Here is a 16677-nt window from a genome sequence, read left to right as displayed (position 1 = left end):
TATCCTGTCTCAATCTCCTTCCTGCGTGTATCATTCCCCTCAATCTGTATTGTTTGAATGGAATGAATATGAATACCTTACGCATTGGCTTAGTTTCTGTCTCTGACCGCGCCTCCAGCGGTGTTTATGAAGATAAAGGCATTCCTGCGCTGGAAGCCTGGCTGGCTTCTGCCCTGACTACGCCGTTTGAAGTGCAAACGCGTCTGATCCCGGATGAGCAGGCCGTCATCAAGCAAACCCTGTGTGAACTGGTTGATGAAATGAGCTGTCATCTGGTGCTGACCACGGGCGGAACAGGGCCCGCGCGCCGGGATGTGACGCCGGACGCAACCCTTGCCGTTGCCGACCGTGAAATGCCGGGCTTTGGCGAACAGATGCGCCAGATCAGTCTACACTTTGTGCCAACGGCAATCCTGTCACGCCAGGTCGGGGTGATCCGCAAGCAGGCGCTGATCCTCAACTTACCGGGCCAGCCGAAGTCGATCAAAGAGACGCTGGAAGGCGTAAAAGAGGCTGACGGCAAGGTGGTGGTGGCGGGAATTTTTGCCAGCGTACCGTATTGTGTACAGCTTCTGGAAGGGCCTTACGTCGAAACCGATCCGCAGGTGGTAGCAGCTTTTCGCCCGAAAAGCGCAAGGCGTGAAATAATCTCCTGAAATTAACAATAATGTGACATAAGCTGTAACGACGGTAGCCTGCTAATTGATTTACGGTATAGTAATTTTTTCTTTACGATTGCTGTAAATATAACTCAACAATTCAGCCCATAATGGTTCGCTATGTCACACTACACCCGGCCTCTCAATCGTCAGGATTATAAAACCCTCACGCTTGCCGCTCTCGGCGGCGCGCTGGAGTTTTATGACTTCATCATCTTCGTCTTTTTCGCCGCTGTCGTAGGGGAGCTGTTCTTCCCGGCAGACATCCCCGAATGGCTGCGTCAGGTTCAGACCTTTGGCATTTTCGCCGCCGGTTATCTGGCGCGCCCGCTTGGCGGCATCGTGATGGCCCACTTTGGCGATCTGGTGGGGCGCAAAAAGATGTTCACCCTCAGCATCCTGCTGATGGCGGTACCGACTCTGGCGATTGGCCTGCTGCCGACCTATGCCTCGATGGGCATTCTCGCGCCGGTACTGCTGCTGCTGATGCGCATCCTGCAAGGGGCGGCGATTGGCGGTGAAGTGCCGGGCGCATGGGTGTTTGTGGCGGAACATGTTCCGGCCCGGCGGATCGGCATTGCCTGCGGCACGCTGACCGCAGGGCTGACCGTCGGCATTCTGCTCGGCTCGGTGGTGGCGACGCTGGTCAATACCAGCATGACCCAGCAGGCGGTGCACGACTGGGGCTGGCGTATTCCGTTCCTGCTGGGCGGGGCCTTTGGTCTGGTGGCCATGTATCTGCGTCGCTGGCTGCAGGAGACGCCTGTATTTCTTGAGATGCAGCAGCGCAAGGCGCTGGCGCAGGAGCTGCCGGTTAAAGCGGTAGTGGTGCGGCACAGAAAGGCGGTGGTGGTATCGATGCTGCTGACCTGGCTGCTGTCGGCGGGCATCGTGGTGGTGATCCTGATGTCGCCGGTCTGGCTGCAGAAACAGTACGGCTTTGCCCCGGCGGTGACCCTGCAGGCCAACAGTATTGCCACCATCATGCTGTGCTTTGGCTGCCTGATTGCCGGTCTGGCGGTGGATCGTATTGGCTCCAGCCTGACCTTTATCATCGGCAGCCTGCTGCTGGCCGGGTCGAGCTGGGCGTTTTACCATCTGGCGGGCAGCCATCCCGAACAGCTGTTCCTGCTGTATGGCACGGTGGGGCTGTGTGTGGGCGTGGTGGGTGCGGTGCCTTACGTGATGGTCCGCGCCTTCCCGCCGGAAGTACGCTTCACCGGTATTTCGTTCTCCTATAACGTTTCATACGCCATCTTCGGCGGGCTGACGCCGGTTGCCGTCACCCTGTTGATGGGCGTGTCGCCGATGGCGCCCGCGTGGTACGTGCTGGCGCTGTCGCTGATGGGGCTGGCGCTGGGGATCTGGCTGCGTCAGAAACCGGTGGAAGTACCGGTCCTCGCGGGATAAAAAATGCCGGGCTCTGCCCGGCATTTTTATTAGTGCGAAGGGGTGTAGCTCAGGATGATGTTGTCATCCGGGATGTGGGTGAAATCAGTGATGATGGCGTGGTAATCCGCCTGCGGATCCACATCCTTAAACAGCGTTGGATAGAAGATTTTGCTCAACGTCTCGATGGCGACGATGTTGTATGGGTTGTTATAGAAGTGGTGATAGAGCGCCCCGGTATGGCCCTGAGCTACCGCCGGAATGCTGGCCACTCCCTGACGCCCCACCAGCGCGTTGAACGCCGTCGTTACTTCGCCTGCCGGGACGTTATAGCCAAACGGGATTATGGCCGTGCCCTTGCCCGGACGTTTTGAGCCGGTCATCAGGTAGTAATCCGGGTTGAGGGAGATGATCTTCTCCACAGAGACATTCCCGGTCGCGCCAGGCAGCAACTGTGACCCGATATTGGTCCCGCCCGCGGCTTCTACCAGTCCGCCCCAGCCGTTACGCGCGTGGGTAAAGCAGCAGCCATTATCCAGCCCGCCGACGCCGGCAATAGGTTCGACAAAGACCAGCGGTTTTTTGCTGGCGGTTGAAAGACGCTGGTGGATTTTATCCAGACGCTGCTGATAGAAATCGATATAGGTCTGGGCGCGGTCGGTCTGGCCCAGCACCTTACCCAGCAGGGCAATGCTCGGCAGGGTGTTTTCTACCGGGTGCAGCTCGTAGTCAACGAAGATGACCGGAATGTGCAGGGCTTCGAGCTTCGTGAGTACGCCGGACTGCACCAGCGAGGGCTTAGCGCGCAGCTGGGCGATCATCAGGTCTGGCTGGCGGGAGATAACCGTTTCGAGGTCGACATTTCCCTGGTCGGAAAACTTCATGTCGAGGATCTTCTCCGCTTCCGGCCACTTGCCCTTCAGCACATTCCAGGTTTCGGTATCCTGCTTTTTCGGCAGATTGTTCCACGCCACCACTTTCGCGAACGGGTTATCGCGCTCCAGCAGCGCCAGGGCGAAGATGTCGCGTCCGTCCTGCAAAATAATGCGCTGCGGTTCGTGTTCTACCGTGACCGTGCGGTTATCCATATCCTTGACCGTTACCGGCCAGCTCTGCGCCTGGGCGATGAGCGGCGTAATGAACAGTGCCAGCCCTCCGGCGGCGGCGATGAGTTTTTTTAGCGTCATGTTTTCCCCGTCTTTTTATGGTGTTAACCCGTCGACCACCACATGGGGCAGTCCGCGGGAGCAGTATTCAACCCGGCCGTCCACGCCATAAACCGCTGCCAGATTGACGGGCGTGACCACCTCTCCCGGCAGGCCGCTGGCGATCAGCTCGCCGGCTTTCAGCATCAGGGCATAGTCCGCATGGCGCAGGGCAATGTTGATGTCGTGGATCACCACGACGGTGACGATGTTGCGCAGCCGCGTTTCGCGGGCGACGATGTCCATCACATGGAACTGGTAGTTAAGATCGAGGGCGCTCAGGGGCTCGTCCAGCAACAGCAGGTCGGGCTGGCGGATCAGAGACTGCGCGAGGCCAATCAGCTGCTTTTGCCCGCCGGAAAGCTGATCCAGAAAACTCATTGCCAGATGGGCGACGCCCAGCTTTTCAAGAATGGCGTACGCCTCCTGCTCAACGTTTTGCGTATTCACGCTGCCGCTGGCACGACGGGCAACGATCACCGATTCCAGCGCATGCAGATGCACGCCCTGGGGCAGGGATTGCGGGAGATAAACCACCTTCTGCGCCCGCTTTGCGGGGGGCAAAGTCATCAGATCCTCGCCATTAAGCAGTAGCTCGCCCTGAGCGGGATTGAGGTCTGCCAGCGCGCGCAGCAGGGTCGATTTACCCGAGCCGTTCGGCCCCAGCAGGGCGGTGATCTGTCCGCGAGGAAGTCGTGGGGTGGTTAGCCCGCTGATGACTTTTTTCTTGCGATAGCCGGTGTGCAGATCCCGGACGCGAAGGCCGTCGGTCATACGTTCCCCCGGTTACGAATAATGATGCTCAGGAAGAACGGCACCCCCACCAGCGAGGTGACAATGCCAACAGGAATGATGACGCCGGGAACGATGTTCTTGGAAAACACGGAGGCCAGCGAAAGCACCAGAGCGCCAATCAGCATGCTGCCGGGCAGATAAAAACGGTGATCCTCGCCAAACATCATGCGCGAGATATGCGGCGCCACCAGGCCAATAAAGCCCACCGGCCCGACAAAGGCGACGGTCAGCGCCGAAATAATGCTGATGCGTAGCAGCGTCGCCAGGCGCAGCTTTTTGACGTTAATCCCGAAGCTGACGGCGCGATCTTCTCCCAGACGCAGCGCCGTTAGCTTCCAGGCGTTTTTCAGTGACAGCGGCACGATAATCAGCAGCGCCACGGCCAGGATCGCCAGCTTATCCCATGAGGCCCTTGCCAGGCTGCCCATTGTCCAGAAGACCAGCCCCTGCAGGGTGTCTTCGCTGGCAACAAACTGCAGAATGGAAATCAGGGCGTTGAAGGTAAAGACCAGCGCGATGCCGAACAGCACCACGCCGGACGTCGCCACGCGGGTCCAGCGGCTGATGCCATCCAGAATAAAGCAGGCCAGCAGGGCAAAGACAAAGGCGTTTGCCGGAATAAACCACTTATCGGCAATACCGGGAATGCCCAGCCCGAGCACAATCGCCAGGGCAGCGCCGAAGGAGGCGGCAGACGACACCCCAAGCGTGAACGGGCTGGCGAGCGGGTTGTTAAGGATGGTTTGCATCTCGGCTCCGGCAAGCCCCAGCGCCATACCGACGGCGACCGCCATCAGCGCAAACGGCAGCCGCAGCTCCCAGACAATGACGCGCGTACCGGCATCGACTGAAGCGGCATCGACCAGGGTGTGCCAGAGCGTAGAAACGGAGATGCCCGAAGGACCGAGCGTGAAATCGAGGATCAGGGAGCAAAGTATAAAGAAGAGCAGCACGCCTGCCAGGGTAAAACGCCTGACAAGGACTTTACGGTAATGCGACGCGATAATGGCTTCGCCAGTTTGCTCGCGGGCGGCAAGGCTGGAATTCATCAGATAACCCTATGCAACACAAAAGAATCATTTATCCCCTGCTGGTTCCATTTTGGTGGCTGCCTGATATCCATTATCCGGGATGCGCGGGTCACACTATTCGCAATGATAATGCTTATCAATTAAATGAGGTGATTATTGCCGTTCTGTTTACGTATCGTTTCTGATGCGGCTAAAAAACAGTCAGATTTAAAAAGGGGAAAGCGCAACCGCAGAGGGGAGTTCGTGCCCGCAGGGCGGGCACGAAGGGGATCAGTGTTTTTCACCAATCGGCAGCACGGTACGACCGAACTGCTCGTTCAGGACTTCACCCATTGCCAGGTAAATGGCGCTGGCGCCGCAGACCAGGCCAATCCAGCCCGCCACGTGAATAATGGCTTCGCCGTTGCTCACCAGGTGGCCTACGCACAGCAGGGCGAACAGCACGGTCAGGCTCAGGAACACGAACTGCAGCGCGCGGTTACCCACCAGCGTGCCGAAGAACATGAACAGCGTGAAGACGCCCCACAGGCCCAGATAAACGCCCAGGAACTGCGGGTTTGCCGCTTCGGTCAGGCCCATTTTCGGCATCAGCAGAATGGCGACCAGGGTCAGCCAGAATGAACCGTAAGAGGTGAACGCGGTTAAACCGAAGGTGTTGCCTTTCTTATATTCCAGCAGGCCCGCGAAGATCTGTGCGATACCGCCATAAAAAATGCCCATCGCCAGGATAATGCCGTCCATCGGGAAGAACCCGATGTTGTGCAGGTTCAGCAGGATGGTGGTCATGCCAAAACCCATCAGGCCCAGCGGAGCCGGATTAGCCAACTTAGTGTTGCCCATAAGTCCTCAAAAAAATCATCATTAATATGGTGAAATGGTGAATCCCACGCCAATTCTCCCTGGCGGGGCGCGGCATCATAATGGGCGCTATCGATGCCGTCTATGATCTAATCAGGGTGAAATTAAAAATTTTTTTATCTGCCCCCCTTGATGGTTGCCGTTGCGACCCCATCTTGTAGTCAACCGCAGTGTGTGGACCTGAAAAAATTCAAATCTGGACAGTTGAAAAAGCATCTTCTGCCCTTATTACAGGTACACAACCACATGTTGACCGAATTTATAGTGGAGACGTTTAGATGGGTAAAATTATTGGTATCGACCTGGGTACTACCAACTCTTGTGTAGCGATTATGGACGGCACTACTGCACGTGTGCTGGAGAATGCCGAGGGCGATCGCACCACGCCTTCTATCATTGCCTATACCCAGGATGGTGAAACTCTGGTTGGTCAGCCGGCTAAACGTCAGGCAGTGACAAACCCGCAAAACACACTGTTTGCGATCAAGCGCCTGATTGGCCGTCGCTTCCAGGACGAAGAAGTGCAGCGCGATGAAGCCATCATGCCGTACAAAATCATCGGCGCTGAAAACGGCGACGCCTGGATTGATGTTAAAGGTCAGAAAATGGCACCGCCGCAGATCTCTGCTGAAGTGCTGAAAAAAATGAAGAAAACTGCTGAAGATTACCTGGGTGAGCCGGTAACTGAAGCCGTTATCACCGTTCCAGCTTACTTCAACGATGCTCAGCGTCAGGCGACCAAAGACGCCGGCCGTATCGCGGGTCTGGAAGTCAAACGTATCATCAACGAACCAACCGCAGCGGCACTGGCCTACGGTCTGGATAAAGAAGTTGGCAACCGCACCATCGCGGTATACGACCTCGGTGGCGGTACTTTCGATATCTCTATTATCGAAATCGACGAAGTTGACGGCGAAAAAACCTTCGAAGTTCTGGCAACCAACGGTGATACCCACCTGGGTGGTGAAGACTTCGACAGCCGCATGATCAACTATCTCGTTGACGAATTTAAGAAAGATCAGGGCATTGACCTGCGTAACGACCCGCTGGCCATGCAGCGCCTGAAAGAAGCCGCAGAAAAAGCGAAAATTGAGCTCTCTTCTGCGCAGCAGACCGACGTGAACCTGCCGTACATCACTGCAGACGCGACCGGTCCAAAACACATGAACATCAAAGTGACTCGCGCGAAACTGGAAAGCCTGGTAGAAGACCTGGTTAACCGTTCCATCGAGCCGCTGAAAGTTGCTCTGCAGGACGCGGGCCTGTCCGTATCCGAAATCCAGGACGTTATCCTGGTCGGTGGTCAGACGCGTATGCCAATGGTTCAGAAGAAAGTGGCTGAATTCTTTGGTAAAGAGCCGCGTAAAGACGTTAACCCGGACGAAGCCGTTGCTATCGGTGCTGCCGTTCAGGGTGGTGTACTGACCGGTGAAGTGAAAGACGTACTGCTGCTGGACGTTACCCCGCTGTCTCTGGGTATCGAAACCATGGGCGGTGTGATGACGGCGCTGATCGCCAAAAACACCACCATCCCGACCAAGCACAGCCAGGTGTTCTCTACCGCTGAAGACAACCAGTCTGCGGTAACCATCCATGTGCTGCAGGGCGAGCGTAAACGTGCTGCGGATAACAAAGATCTGGGCCAGTTTAACCTCGATGGTATCAGCCCGGCGCCGCGCGGCATGCCACAGATCGAAGTCACCTTCGACATCGATGCTGACGGTATCCTGCACGTTTCCGCGAAGGACAAAAACAGCGGTAAAGAGCAGAAGATCACCATCAAGGCCTCTTCCGGTCTGAATGAAGAAGAGATCCAGAAAATGGTTCGCGAAGCAGAAGCGAACGCCGAGTCTGACCGTAAGTTTGAAGAGCTGGTTCAGACCCGCAACCAGGGTGACCATCTGCTGCACAGCACCCGTAAGCAGGTTGAAGAAGCAGGCGATAAACTGCCAGCTGACGACAAAACGGCTATCGAGTCTGCACTGAGCGCGCTGGAAGCGTCCCTGAAAGGCGAAGACAAAGCCGACATCGAAGCGAAGATGCAGGCGCTGGCGCAGGCTTCCGAGAAGCTGATGGAGATCGCTCAGCAGCAACACGCACAGCAGCAGGCTGGCGCGGGTGCTGACGCTTCTGCCAACAACGCGAAAGATGACGATGTTGTCGACGCAGAGTTTGAAGAAGTGAAAGACAAAAAATAATCGCCCTTTGAACGGGTAATACACTGGCACGGGCGAAGAGGTTTCCTCTCCGCCCGTGCACGCATGTTAGGGGCAGATAAAACAAGATGGCAAAGCAAGACTATTACGAGATTTTGGGCGTTTCCAAAACAGCGGAAGAGCGTGAAATCAAAAAGGCGTATAAGCGCCTGGCCATGAAATATCACCCGGACCGCAACCAGGGTGACAAAGAGGCCGAAGCCAGGTTTAAAGAGATCAAAGAAGCCTACGAAATCCTGACCGATGCGCAGAAACGTGCAGCCTACGATCAGTACGGCCATGCCGCGTTTGAACAGGGCGGTATGGGCGGCGGCGGATTCGGTGGCGGCGGCGCAGATTTCAGCGATATCTTTGGTGACGTGTTCGGCGACATCTTCGGTGGCGGCCGCGGTCGTCAGCGTGCAGCCCGTGGCGCAGACCTGCGTTACAACATGGAGCTGACGCTGGAAGAGGCGGTGCGTGGCGTGACGAAAGAGATCCGCATCCCGACTCTTGAAGAGTGCGACGTCTGCCACGGCAGCGGCGCGAAAGTCGGCACCAAGCCACAGACCTGTCCAACCTGTCACGGTTCAGGCCAGGTGCAGATGCGCCAGGGCTTCTTCGCGGTGCAGCAGAGCTGTCCGCACTGTCAGGGTCGCGGTACGCTGATCAAGGATCCATGCAACAAATGTCACGGCCATGGTCGCGTCGAGAAGACCAAAACTCTGTCGGTTAAAATCCCGGCGGGCGTGGATACCGGCGATCGTATTCGTCTGTCTGGCGAAGGCGAAGCAGGGGAGCACGGCGCACCGGCAGGCGATCTGTACGTTCAGGTGCAGGTGAAGCAGCACGCGATTTTTGAACGTGAAGGCAACAACCTGTACTGCGAAGTGCCGATCAACTTTGCCATGGCGGCAATGGGCGGCGAGATCGAAGTGCCAACGCTGGACGGTCGCGTAAACCTGAAAGTGCCTGGCGAAACCCAGACCGGCAAGCTGTTCCGCATGCGCGGTAAAGGTGTGAAATCCGTCCGTGGCGGCGCTCAGGGCGACCTGCTTTGCCGCGTGGTGGTGGAAACCCCGGTTGGCCTGAACGAGAAGCAGAAGCAACTGCTGCGAGAACTGCAGGAGAGCTTTGGCGGCCCGACGGGTGAGAACAACAGCCCGCGTTCCAAAAGCTTCTTTGATGGCGTAAAAAAGTTCTTTGACGATTTGACTCGCTAACGCTGAGCTGATGTCGTTCCCGAAGCCCGGAAGCGATTCCGGGCTTTTTTATATCTGCTAAATTTAGATCGGAAAAACTGAATCAACAGTCAATATTAACCTGCTTTTACCGATGAATTTCCGCGCGTATGATGGTTTAACGAAGGATTGTCGTAAAAAGAGAGAGTAATAGTGAAACTTCTGAATCGTTTTTTCCAGAATGAGGCTGCGGGCGGCATCATTCTTATCCTGGCCGCAGCCATCGCCATGCTGCTGGCAAATCTGGGCGCGACCCGCGACCTGTACCACGCTTTTCTGGAAACCCCCGTTGAGTTACGGGTCGGCGTGCTGGAAATCAACAAGAACATGCTGCTGTGGATCAACGATGCCCTGATGGCGGTCTTTTTCCTGCTGGTGGGGCTGGAGGTCAAGCGTGAGCTGATTCAGGGCTCCCTGGCAAGCCGTCAGCGTGCGGCATTCCCGGTGATTGCCGCTATCGGCGGGATGGTCGTCCCGGCGCTTATCTATCTGGCGTTTAACTATCAGGATCCCATTGCCCGTGATGGCTGGGCGATCCCGGCGGCCACGGATATTGCCTTTGCATTAGGCGTCCTGGCGCTGTTAGGCAACCGCGTGCCGATGGCGTTGAAAATCTTCCTGATGGCGCTGGCAATCATCGATGACCTGGGCGCGATAGTTATTATTGCCCTGTTCTATACCAGCGAGCTGTCGATGCTGTCCCTGGGCGTGGCGGCGGCAGCTATCGCCGCACTGGCGCTGCTGAACATCTTCAACGTGCGTCGGATTGGTATCTATGTGCTGGTGGGGATGGTGCTGTGGACGGCCGTACTGAAATCGGGCGTGCATGCCACCCTGGCCGGGGTGATTATTGGCTTCTTCGTGCCGCTGAAGAAGCAGGACGGTAAATCGCCAGCGAAGCAGCTGGAGCACGTGCTGCATCCATGGGCCGCTTTTATGATCCTGCCGCTCTTCGCCTTTGCTAACGCCGGTGTCTCCCTTAAGGGCGTCACGCTGGATGGAATGATGTCAATGCTGCCGCTGGGGATCATCGCCGGGCTGTTTATCGGTAAGCCGCTGGGGATCAGCCTCTTCTGCTGGCTGGCGCTGAAGCTGAAGCTGGCCACCTTGCCGCACGGAACCACCTGCCGCCAGATCATGGCCGTTGGCGTCCTTTGCGGGATTGGCTTTACAATGTCGATCTTTATTTCCACGTTGGCGTTTGGCGCGAGTGCACCTGAGCTCATCGACTGGGCTAAGTTGGCTATCTTAACCGGATCGCTGTTGTCGGCATTCACTGGCTATGCCTTACTGAAAACGAAATTGCCGGGGCAGGTGCATCCGGAGTAACGGGACTCCGGGAGGGCAGGCCGCCCTCCCGTTAACACTATCAGGGAGCGAGGAGCGTATGTCTCATCTTAATTACAACCATCTTTACTATTTCTGGCATGTCTATAAAGAGGGCTCGGTTGTCGGCGCGGCGGAGGCGCTCTATCTGACGCCACAGACCATTACCGGGCAGATCAAAGCCCTTGAAGAACGCCTGCAGGGGAAGCTGTTCAAGCGCAAAGGGCGCGGTATCGAGCCAAGCGAACTGGGCGAGCTGGTGTTTCGCTACGCGGACAAAATGTTCACCCTGAGCCAGGAGATGCTCGATATCGTCAACTATCGCAAGGAGTCGAACCTGCTCTTCGACGTGGGCATTGCGGATGCGTTGTCAAAACGGCTGGTCAGCGGGGTGCTGGATGCGGCGGTGGTGAAGGATGAGCAGATCCATCTGCGCTGTTTTGAATCCACGCACGAGATGCTGCTGGAGCAACTGAGCCAGCACAAGCTGGACATGATTATCTCCGACTGCCCTATCGACTCCACCCAGCAGGAAGGTCTTTTCTCAGTGAAAATTGGCGAGTGCGGCGTCAGCTTCTGGTGCAGCAATCCGCCGCCAGAAAAGCCGTTTCCCGCCTGTCTGGAAGAGCGGCGTTTACTGGTGCCCGGACGTCGTTCGATGCTGGGCCGCAAGCTGCTGAACTGGTTTAACTCCCAGGGGCTGAACGTTGAAATTCTGGGTGAGTTTGACGATGCCGCGCTAATGAAAGCCTTCGGTGAGGCGCATAACGCGATTTTTGTCGCCCCAACGCTGTATGCCCAGGATCTGTATGCGGACGAGAAAATTACCGAGATAGGGCGGGTGGACAACGTGATGGAAGAGTATCACGCGATATTTGCTGCAAGAATGATTCAGCACCCGGCGGTGCAGCGTATCTGTAACCAGGATTACAGCGCGTTGTTTACGCCACCGGCACTCTGAAGGCATAAAAAAACCCGCGTTAAGCGGGTTCTTTAAACAAGCAACAACAAGTGGCGATTAAGCCAGTTTGCTGATCTGCGCGGTCAGATTTGCTTTATGACGCGCTGCTTTGTTTTTGTGGATCAGACCTTTAGCAGCCTGACGATCCACGATTGGTTGCATTTCGTTAAATGCGTTCTGCGCTGCAGCTTTGTCGCCAGCTTCGATTGCTGCGTATACTTTCTTGATGAAAGTACGCATCATAGAGCGACGGCTTGCGTTGTGCTTACGAGCCTTTTCAGACTGAACGGCACGTTTCTTAGCTGATTTGATATTAGCCAAGTCCAACTCCCAAATATGATCTATGTGGACAATTCAAAGGCCGAGGAATATGCCCTCTTTGCCCTCTTTTGTCAATGGATTTGTGCAAATAAGCGCCGTTAATTAGCGACGCTACGTTACGTAGTGATGGCGCAGGATTCTACCAGCTTGTCTCTCCTGAATACAGCTTTTCGACACAAAAAACGTCATCTGTAGACAGATTTTTTCGCTGTGAAAGGCAACCCTGATGAAATCATTACGGCTTTCTGTTTTGCGTGAACAATCGCCGGTTAACCTTAACCGCTGTACAAGGTATACTTTGGCGATTTTCACTGTTTTGAGCCAGTCATGAAGCTGATACGCGGCATACATAATCTGAGTCAGGCCCCGCACGGGTGTGTGCTGACTATTGGTAATTTCGACGGCGTGCATCGTGGGCATCAGGTGCTGTTGCAGGGATTGCGTGAAGAAGGGCGGGCTCGTGGTCTGCCGGTTGTAGTCATGATTTTTGAGCCGCAGCCGCTGGAGCTGTTTGCCAGCGATAAGGCGCCTGCACGCCTGACCCGCCTGCGTGAAAAATTACGTTATCTCGCGCAGTGCGGCGTGGACTATGTCCTGTGCGTCCGTTTCGACCGACGTTTTGCCGCGCTGACGGCACAAAATTTTGTCGGCGACCTGCTGGTCGATCGTCTTGGCGTGCAGTTTTTGGCTGTGGGCGATGATTTCCGCTTTGGCGCTGGTCGTCAGGGGGATTTCTTGCTATTACAGAAGGCTGGCCTGGAGTATGGCTTTGACGTCACCAGCACCCAGACCTTTTGCGAAGGCGGCGTGCGCATCAGCAGCACGGCGGTTCGTCAGGCCTTAGCCGATGACGATCTCGATACCGCAGCAAAACTGCTCGGACGCCCGTTCTCCATTTCCGGGCGTGTGGTGCATGGCGATGAACTGGGTCGCACCATTGGTTTCCCTACGGCGAATTTACCGTTGCGCCGTCAGGTTTCCCCGGTCAAAGGGGTTTATGCGGTAGAAGTGACGGGGCTCGGCGATAAGCCTTTACCCGGCGTCGCCAATATTGGCACCCGTCCGACAGTGGCTGGCATACGCCAGCAGCTCGAAGTGCATTTGCTGGACGTTGTAATGGACCTCTACGGTCGCCATATAGATGTAATCCTGCGTAAAAAAATACGCAATGAGCAGCGATTCGCCTCGCTTGATGAGCTGAAAGCGCAAATCGCGAGAGATGAATTAACAGCCCGCGACATTTTTGGGCTATCAAACCCGGCTTAATGCCTGAGATATAAATACGGAACCGAGAATCTGATGAGTGACTATAAATCAACCCTGAATTTGCCGGAAACAGGGTTCCCGATGCGCGGCGACCTCGCCAAGCGTGAACCGGGAATGCTGGCGCGTTGGACCGATGATGACCTGTACGGCATCATCCGTGCAGCCAAAAAAGGTAAAAAAACTTTCATTCTGCATGATGGCCCTCCCTATGCGAATGGCAGCATTCATATTGGTCACTCTGTAAACAAGATTCTGAAAGACATTATCGTTAAGTCCAAAGGCTTAATGGGCTATGACTCGCCTTACGTTCCAGGCTGGGACTGTCACGGTCTGCCGATCGAGCTGAAAGTGGAGCAGGAGTTCGGCAAGCCGGGCGAGAAGTTCACCGCTGCTGAATTCCGTGCCAAATGCCGTGAATACGCCGCTACCCAGGTTGACGGTCAGCGCGAAGACTTTATTCGTCTGGGCGTGCTGGGCGACTGGTCGCACCCGTACCTGACCATGGACTTCAAAACCGAAGCCAACATCATCCGTGCGCTGGGCAAAATCATCGGCAACGGCCACCTGCACAAAGGCGCCAAGCCGGTGCACTGGTGCGTGGACTGCCGCTCTGCGCTGGCTGAGGCGGAAGTTGAGTATTACGACAAAACGTCTCCATCCATCGACGTGGCCTTTGAAGGTGTCGATCAGGATGCGCTGCAGGCCAAGTTTGGTCTGCCGGGCGTCAATGGCCCAATCTCACTGGTTATCTGGACCACCACGCCGTGGACCCTGCCTGCTAACCGCGCGATCTCCCTCTCTGCGGAGTTCGAATACGCGCTGGTACAGGTTGAAGGCCGCGCGCTGATCCTGGCAAAAGATCTGGTTGAGAGCGTGCTGAAGCGCGCCAACATCACCGATTACAAAATCCTCGGCACCGTGAAGGGTGCTGAGCTGGAGCTGATGCGCTTTAAACACCCGTTCCTTGATTTCGACGTTCCGGCAATCCTGGGCGAGCACGTTACCCTGGAAGCGGGTACCGGTGCGGTACATACCGCCGGTGGTCACGGTCCGGATGACTACAACATCAGCCTGCAGTACGGTCTGGAAATCGCTAACCCGGTTGGCCCGGACGGCGCTTACCTGCCAGGCACGTACCCGGCGCTGGACGGCATCAACGTCTTTAAAGCCAACGACATCATCGTCAACCTGCTGCGCGACAACGGCTCGCTGCTGCACGTTGAGAAAATGCAGCACAGCTATCCATGCTGCTGGCGCCACAAGACGCCGATCATCTTCCGTGCGACCCCGCAGTGGTTCGTCAGCATGGATCAGAAAGGCCTGCGCGCGCAGTCCCTCTCCGAGATCAAAGGCGTGCAGTGGATCCCTGACTGGGGCCAGGCGCGTATCGAATCCATGGTCGCGAACCGTCCTGACTGGTGTATCTCCCGTCAGCGTACCTGGGGCGTACCTATGTCCCTGTTCGTCCATAAAGAGACCCAGGAGCTGCACCCGCGCACCCTGGAGCTGATGGAAGAAGTGGCCAAACGCGTTGAGGTTGACGGCATTCAGGCGTGGTGGGATCTCGACTCCCGCGACATCCTGGGCGACGACGCTGATACCTACGAGAAAGTGCCGGATACCCTGGACGTCTGGTTCGACTCCGGTTCTACCCACTCCTCCGTGGTTGACGTGCGTCCGGAATTTGCCGGTCACGCCGCCGACATGTATCTGGAAGGTTCTGACCAACACCGTGGCTGGTTCATGTCATCTCTGATGATCTCCACCGCCATGAAGGGCAAAGCGCCATACCGTCAGGTACTGACTCACGGCTTCACCGTGGATGGTCAGGGCCGCAAGATGTCCAAATCTATCGGTAACACCGTTTCTCCGCAGGACGTGATGAACAAGCTGGGCGCGGATATTCTGCGTCTGTGGGTGGCATCGACCGACTACACCGGCGAGATGGCGGTCTCCGACGAGATCCTGAAACGTGCCGCCGACAGCTATCGTCGTATCCGTAACACCGCGCGCTTCCTGCTGGCGAACCTCAACGGTTTCGATCCGGCAAAAGATATGGTGAAACCGGAAGAAATGGTGGTACTGGATCGCTGGGCGGTAGGCTGTGCCCAGGCGGCGCAGGAAGACATCGTTAAAGCGTATGACTCTTACGATTTCCACGAAGTGGTGCAGCGCCTGATGCGCTTCTGCTCCATCGAGATGGGCTCTTTCTACCTCGACATTATCAAAGACCGTCAGTACACCGCCAAAGCGGACAGCGTGGCGCGTCGCAGCTGCCAGACCGCGCTGTACCACATCGCGGAAGCGCTGGTGCGCTGGATGGCACCGATCATGTCCTTCACCGCAGATGAGATCTGGGGCTATCTGCCAGGCGACCGTGAGAAGTATGTCTTCACCGGCGAGTGGTATGAAGGCCTGTTTGGTCTGGCTGAAACTGAAGCCATGAACGATGCTTTCTGGGACGAGCTGCTGAAAGTGCGCGGCGAAGTGAACAAGGTGATCGAGCAGGCGCGTACCGATAAGAAAGTGGGCGGCTCTCTGGAAGCGGCAGTGACCCTGTACGCTGAGCCAGAACTGGCCGCGAAGCTGACGGCGCTGGGCGATGAATTACGATTTGTCCTGTTGACCTCCGGTGCGAAAGTTGCGGATTATGCCGACGCGAGCGCTGATGCCCAGCAGAGCGAACTGCTCAAAGGGCTGAAAGTGGCGCTGGTGAAAGCCGATGGTGATAAGTGCCCGCGTTGCTGGCATTACACCACCGATGTCGGCAAGGTGGCGGAACACGCAGATATCTGCGGACGCTGTGTCAGCAACGTCGCCGGTGATGGCGAAAAACGTAAGTTTGCCTGATGAGTAAATCACTCTCTTCAACAGGGCTGCGCTGGCTGTGGCTGGTGGTAGTCGTGCTGATTATTGATTTGGGCAGCAAGTACCTGATCCTCCAGAACTTTGCTCTGGGGGATACCGTACCGCTGTTCCCGTCGCTTAATCTGCACTATGCGCGTAACTATGGCGCGGCGTTTAGCTTCCTGGCCGACAGCGGCGGCTGGCAGCGCTGGTTCTTTGCAGGTATCGCGCTCGGTATCTGTGTGGTGCTGGCTGTGCTGATGTACCGCGGGAAAGCCACGCAAAAGCTGAACAACATTGCCTACGCGCTGATCATTGGCGGTGCGCTGGGTAACCTGTTCGACCGTCTGTGGCACGGCTTTGTGGTCGATATGATCGACTTCTACGTCGGCAACTGGCACTTCGCCACCTTCAACCTGGCCGATACGGCGATTTGTATCGGTGCGGCGCTGATTGTGCTGGAAGGCTTCTTGCCGAAACCCGCAGCGAAAGAGCAGGCGTAACAGTAAATGCCGGGTGGCGCTATGCTTACCCGGCCTACGATTTTGTAGGCCCGGTAAGCGCAGCGCCACCGGGCAAACCT

The 16677-nt window shown here is 56.4% G+C and carries 14 protein-coding genes and 1 pseudogene; 10 read left to right on the top strand and 5 right to left on the bottom strand.

Annotated elements, in window-relative coordinates; translation table 11 throughout:
* The first annotated feature begins 68 nt into the window (after positions 1-68).
* Positions 69-656 carry a molybdopterin adenylyltransferase gene (gene mog, locus ACOYA6_RS13600; RefSeq protein WP_422654838.1) on the top strand — a complete coding sequence of 196 codons (588 nt, stop codon included), beginning with the start codon at positions 69-71 and terminating at the stop codon, positions 654-656.
* 123 nt (positions 657-779) lie between these two features.
* Positions 780-2069, top strand: a complete 1290-nt coding sequence (locus ACOYA6_RS13595; RefSeq protein ID WP_139564289.1) for an MFS transporter — start codon at positions 780-782, stop codon at positions 2067-2069.
* Between the two features lie 29 nt (positions 2070-2098).
* Here the strand turns inward: ACOYA6_RS13595 and ACOYA6_RS13590 are convergent, their stop codons facing one another.
* From ACOYA6_RS13590 to satP, 4 genes are all read right to left on the bottom strand, one after another.
* Positions 2099-3235: an ABC transporter substrate-binding protein gene (locus tag ACOYA6_RS13590; protein ID WP_422654837.1), complete on the bottom strand. Its 1137-nt coding sequence runs from the start codon at positions 3233-3235 to the stop codon at positions 2099-2101.
* 15 nt (positions 3236-3250) lie between these two features.
* Positions 3251-4027: an ABC transporter ATP-binding protein gene (locus ACOYA6_RS13585; RefSeq protein ID WP_138370396.1), complete on the bottom strand. Its 777-nt coding sequence runs from the start codon at positions 4025-4027 to the stop codon at positions 3251-3253.
* A complete protein-coding gene (locus tag ACOYA6_RS13580) occupies positions 4024-5097 on the bottom strand; it encodes a FecCD family ABC transporter permease (RefSeq protein WP_039030439.1) in 1074 nt (357 codons plus the stop codon). Before ACOYA6_RS13580 ends, ACOYA6_RS13585 begins: the two co-directional genes overlap by 4 nt.
* Before the next feature lie 252 nt (positions 5098-5349).
* Positions 5350-5919, bottom strand: a complete 570-nt coding sequence (gene satP, locus ACOYA6_RS13575; protein WP_039030438.1) for an acetate uptake transporter — start codon at positions 5917-5919, stop codon at positions 5350-5352.
* Between the two features lie 296 nt (positions 5920-6215).
* Between satP and dnaK the strand changes: the two genes are divergently transcribed.
* The 4 genes from dnaK to nhaR all read left to right on the top strand — a co-directional run bounded on the left by dnaK (position 6216) and on the right by nhaR (position 11660).
* Positions 6216-8135: a molecular chaperone DnaK gene (gene dnaK / locus ACOYA6_RS13570; protein WP_039030437.1), complete on the top strand. Its 1920-nt coding sequence runs from the start codon at positions 6216-6218 to the stop codon at positions 8133-8135.
* A gap of 86 nt (positions 8136-8221) precedes the next feature.
* Positions 8222-9355, top strand: coding sequence for a molecular chaperone DnaJ (dnaJ, locus tag ACOYA6_RS13565; protein ID WP_039030436.1), 1134 nt, complete (start codon positions 8222-8224; stop codon positions 9353-9355).
* Between the two features lie 171 nt (positions 9356-9526).
* Positions 9527-10702, top strand: coding sequence for a Na+/H+ antiporter NhaA (gene nhaA, locus ACOYA6_RS13560; protein WP_422654836.1), 1176 nt, complete (start codon positions 9527-9529; stop codon positions 10700-10702).
* A gap of 58 nt (positions 10703-10760) precedes the next feature.
* Positions 10761-11660, top strand: a complete 900-nt coding sequence (gene nhaR / locus ACOYA6_RS13555) for a transcriptional activator NhaR (RefSeq protein WP_039030434.1) — start codon at positions 10761-10763, stop codon at positions 11658-11660.
* Positions 11661-11717: 57 nt separating this feature from the next.
* On the opposite strand, the gene rpsT is transcribed toward nhaR, so the two are convergent.
* Positions 11718-11981 carry a 30S ribosomal protein S20 gene (gene rpsT, locus ACOYA6_RS13550; RefSeq protein WP_012015991.1) on the bottom strand — a complete coding sequence of 88 codons (264 nt, stop codon included), beginning with the start codon at positions 11979-11981 and terminating at the stop codon, positions 11718-11720.
* A 101-nt stretch (positions 11982-12082) separates the two neighbouring features.
* Between rpsT and ACOYA6_RS13545 the strand changes: the two are divergent.
* The 4 genes and pseudogenes from ACOYA6_RS13545 (at position 12083) to lspA (ending at position 16597) form a co-directional block, all read left to right on the top strand.
* Positions 12083-12301 (top strand): annotated as a pseudogene (locus ACOYA6_RS13545) (DUF2575 domain-containing protein).
* Positions 12302-12308: 7 nt separating this feature from the next.
* Positions 12309-13247 (top strand): bifunctional riboflavin kinase/FAD synthetase, encoded by a 939-nt coding sequence (gene ribF, locus ACOYA6_RS13540; protein WP_138370399.1) that lies wholly within the window; start codon positions 12309-12311, stop codon positions 13245-13247.
* Between the two features lie 33 nt (positions 13248-13280).
* Positions 13281-16097, top strand: a complete 2817-nt coding sequence (gene ileS / locus ACOYA6_RS13535) for an isoleucine--tRNA ligase (RefSeq protein WP_039030432.1) — start codon at positions 13281-13283, stop codon at positions 16095-16097.
* On the top strand, positions 16097-16597 hold the full coding sequence (gene lspA, locus ACOYA6_RS13530) for a signal peptidase II (protein ID WP_039030431.1): 501 nt from the start codon (positions 16097-16099) through the stop codon (positions 16595-16597). Before ileS ends, lspA begins: the two co-directional genes overlap by 1 nt.
* Positions 16598-16677 lie beyond the last annotated feature (80 nt).

Origin of the sequence: Leclercia barmai (genome assembly GCF_049312895.1) — a bacterium.
In the GTDB taxonomy this organism is placed as follows: Bacteria; Pseudomonadota; Gammaproteobacteria; order Enterobacterales; family Enterobacteriaceae; genus Enterobacter; species Enterobacter barmai.
This window is presented reverse-complemented; position numbering and strand designations above follow the sequence as displayed.

What these genes read in the sequence shown, in the direction of transcription:
- mog (WP_422654838.1), top strand. Translation starts at nt 69, where the DNA reads ATGAATACCTTACGCATTGGCTTAGTTTCTGTCTCTGACCGCGCCTCC.
- ACOYA6_RS13595 (WP_139564289.1), top strand. Translation starts at nt 780, where the DNA reads ATGTCACACTACACCCGGCCTCTCAATCGTCAGGATTATAAAACCCTC.
- ACOYA6_RS13590 (WP_422654837.1), bottom strand. Translation starts at nt 3,235, where the DNA reads ATGACGCTAAAAAAACTCATCGCCGCCGCCGGAGGGCTGGCACTGTTC.
- ACOYA6_RS13585 (WP_138370396.1), bottom strand. Translation starts at nt 4,027, where the DNA reads ATGACCGACGGCCTTCGCGTCCGGGATCTGCACACCGGCTATCGCAAG.
- ACOYA6_RS13580 (WP_039030439.1), bottom strand. Translation starts at nt 5,097, where the DNA reads ATGAATTCCAGCCTTGCCGCCCGCGAGCAAACTGGCGAAGCCATTATC.
- satP (WP_039030438.1), bottom strand. Translation starts at nt 5,919, where the DNA reads ATGGGCAACACTAAGTTGGCTAATCCGGCTCCGCTGGGCCTGATGGGT.
- dnaK (WP_039030437.1), top strand. Translation starts at nt 6,216, where the DNA reads ATGGGTAAAATTATTGGTATCGACCTGGGTACTACCAACTCTTGTGTA.
- dnaJ (WP_039030436.1), top strand. Translation starts at nt 8,222, where the DNA reads ATGGCAAAGCAAGACTATTACGAGATTTTGGGCGTTTCCAAAACAGCG.
- nhaR (WP_039030434.1), top strand. Translation starts at nt 10,761, where the DNA reads ATGTCTCATCTTAATTACAACCATCTTTACTATTTCTGGCATGTCTAT.
- ribF (WP_138370399.1), top strand. Translation starts at nt 12,309, where the DNA reads ATGAAGCTGATACGCGGCATACATAATCTGAGTCAGGCCCCGCACGGG.
- ileS (WP_039030432.1), top strand. Translation starts at nt 13,281, where the DNA reads ATGAGTGACTATAAATCAACCCTGAATTTGCCGGAAACAGGGTTCCCG.
- lspA (WP_039030431.1), top strand. Translation starts at nt 16,097, where the DNA reads ATGAGTAAATCACTCTCTTCAACAGGGCTGCGCTGGCTGTGGCTGGTG.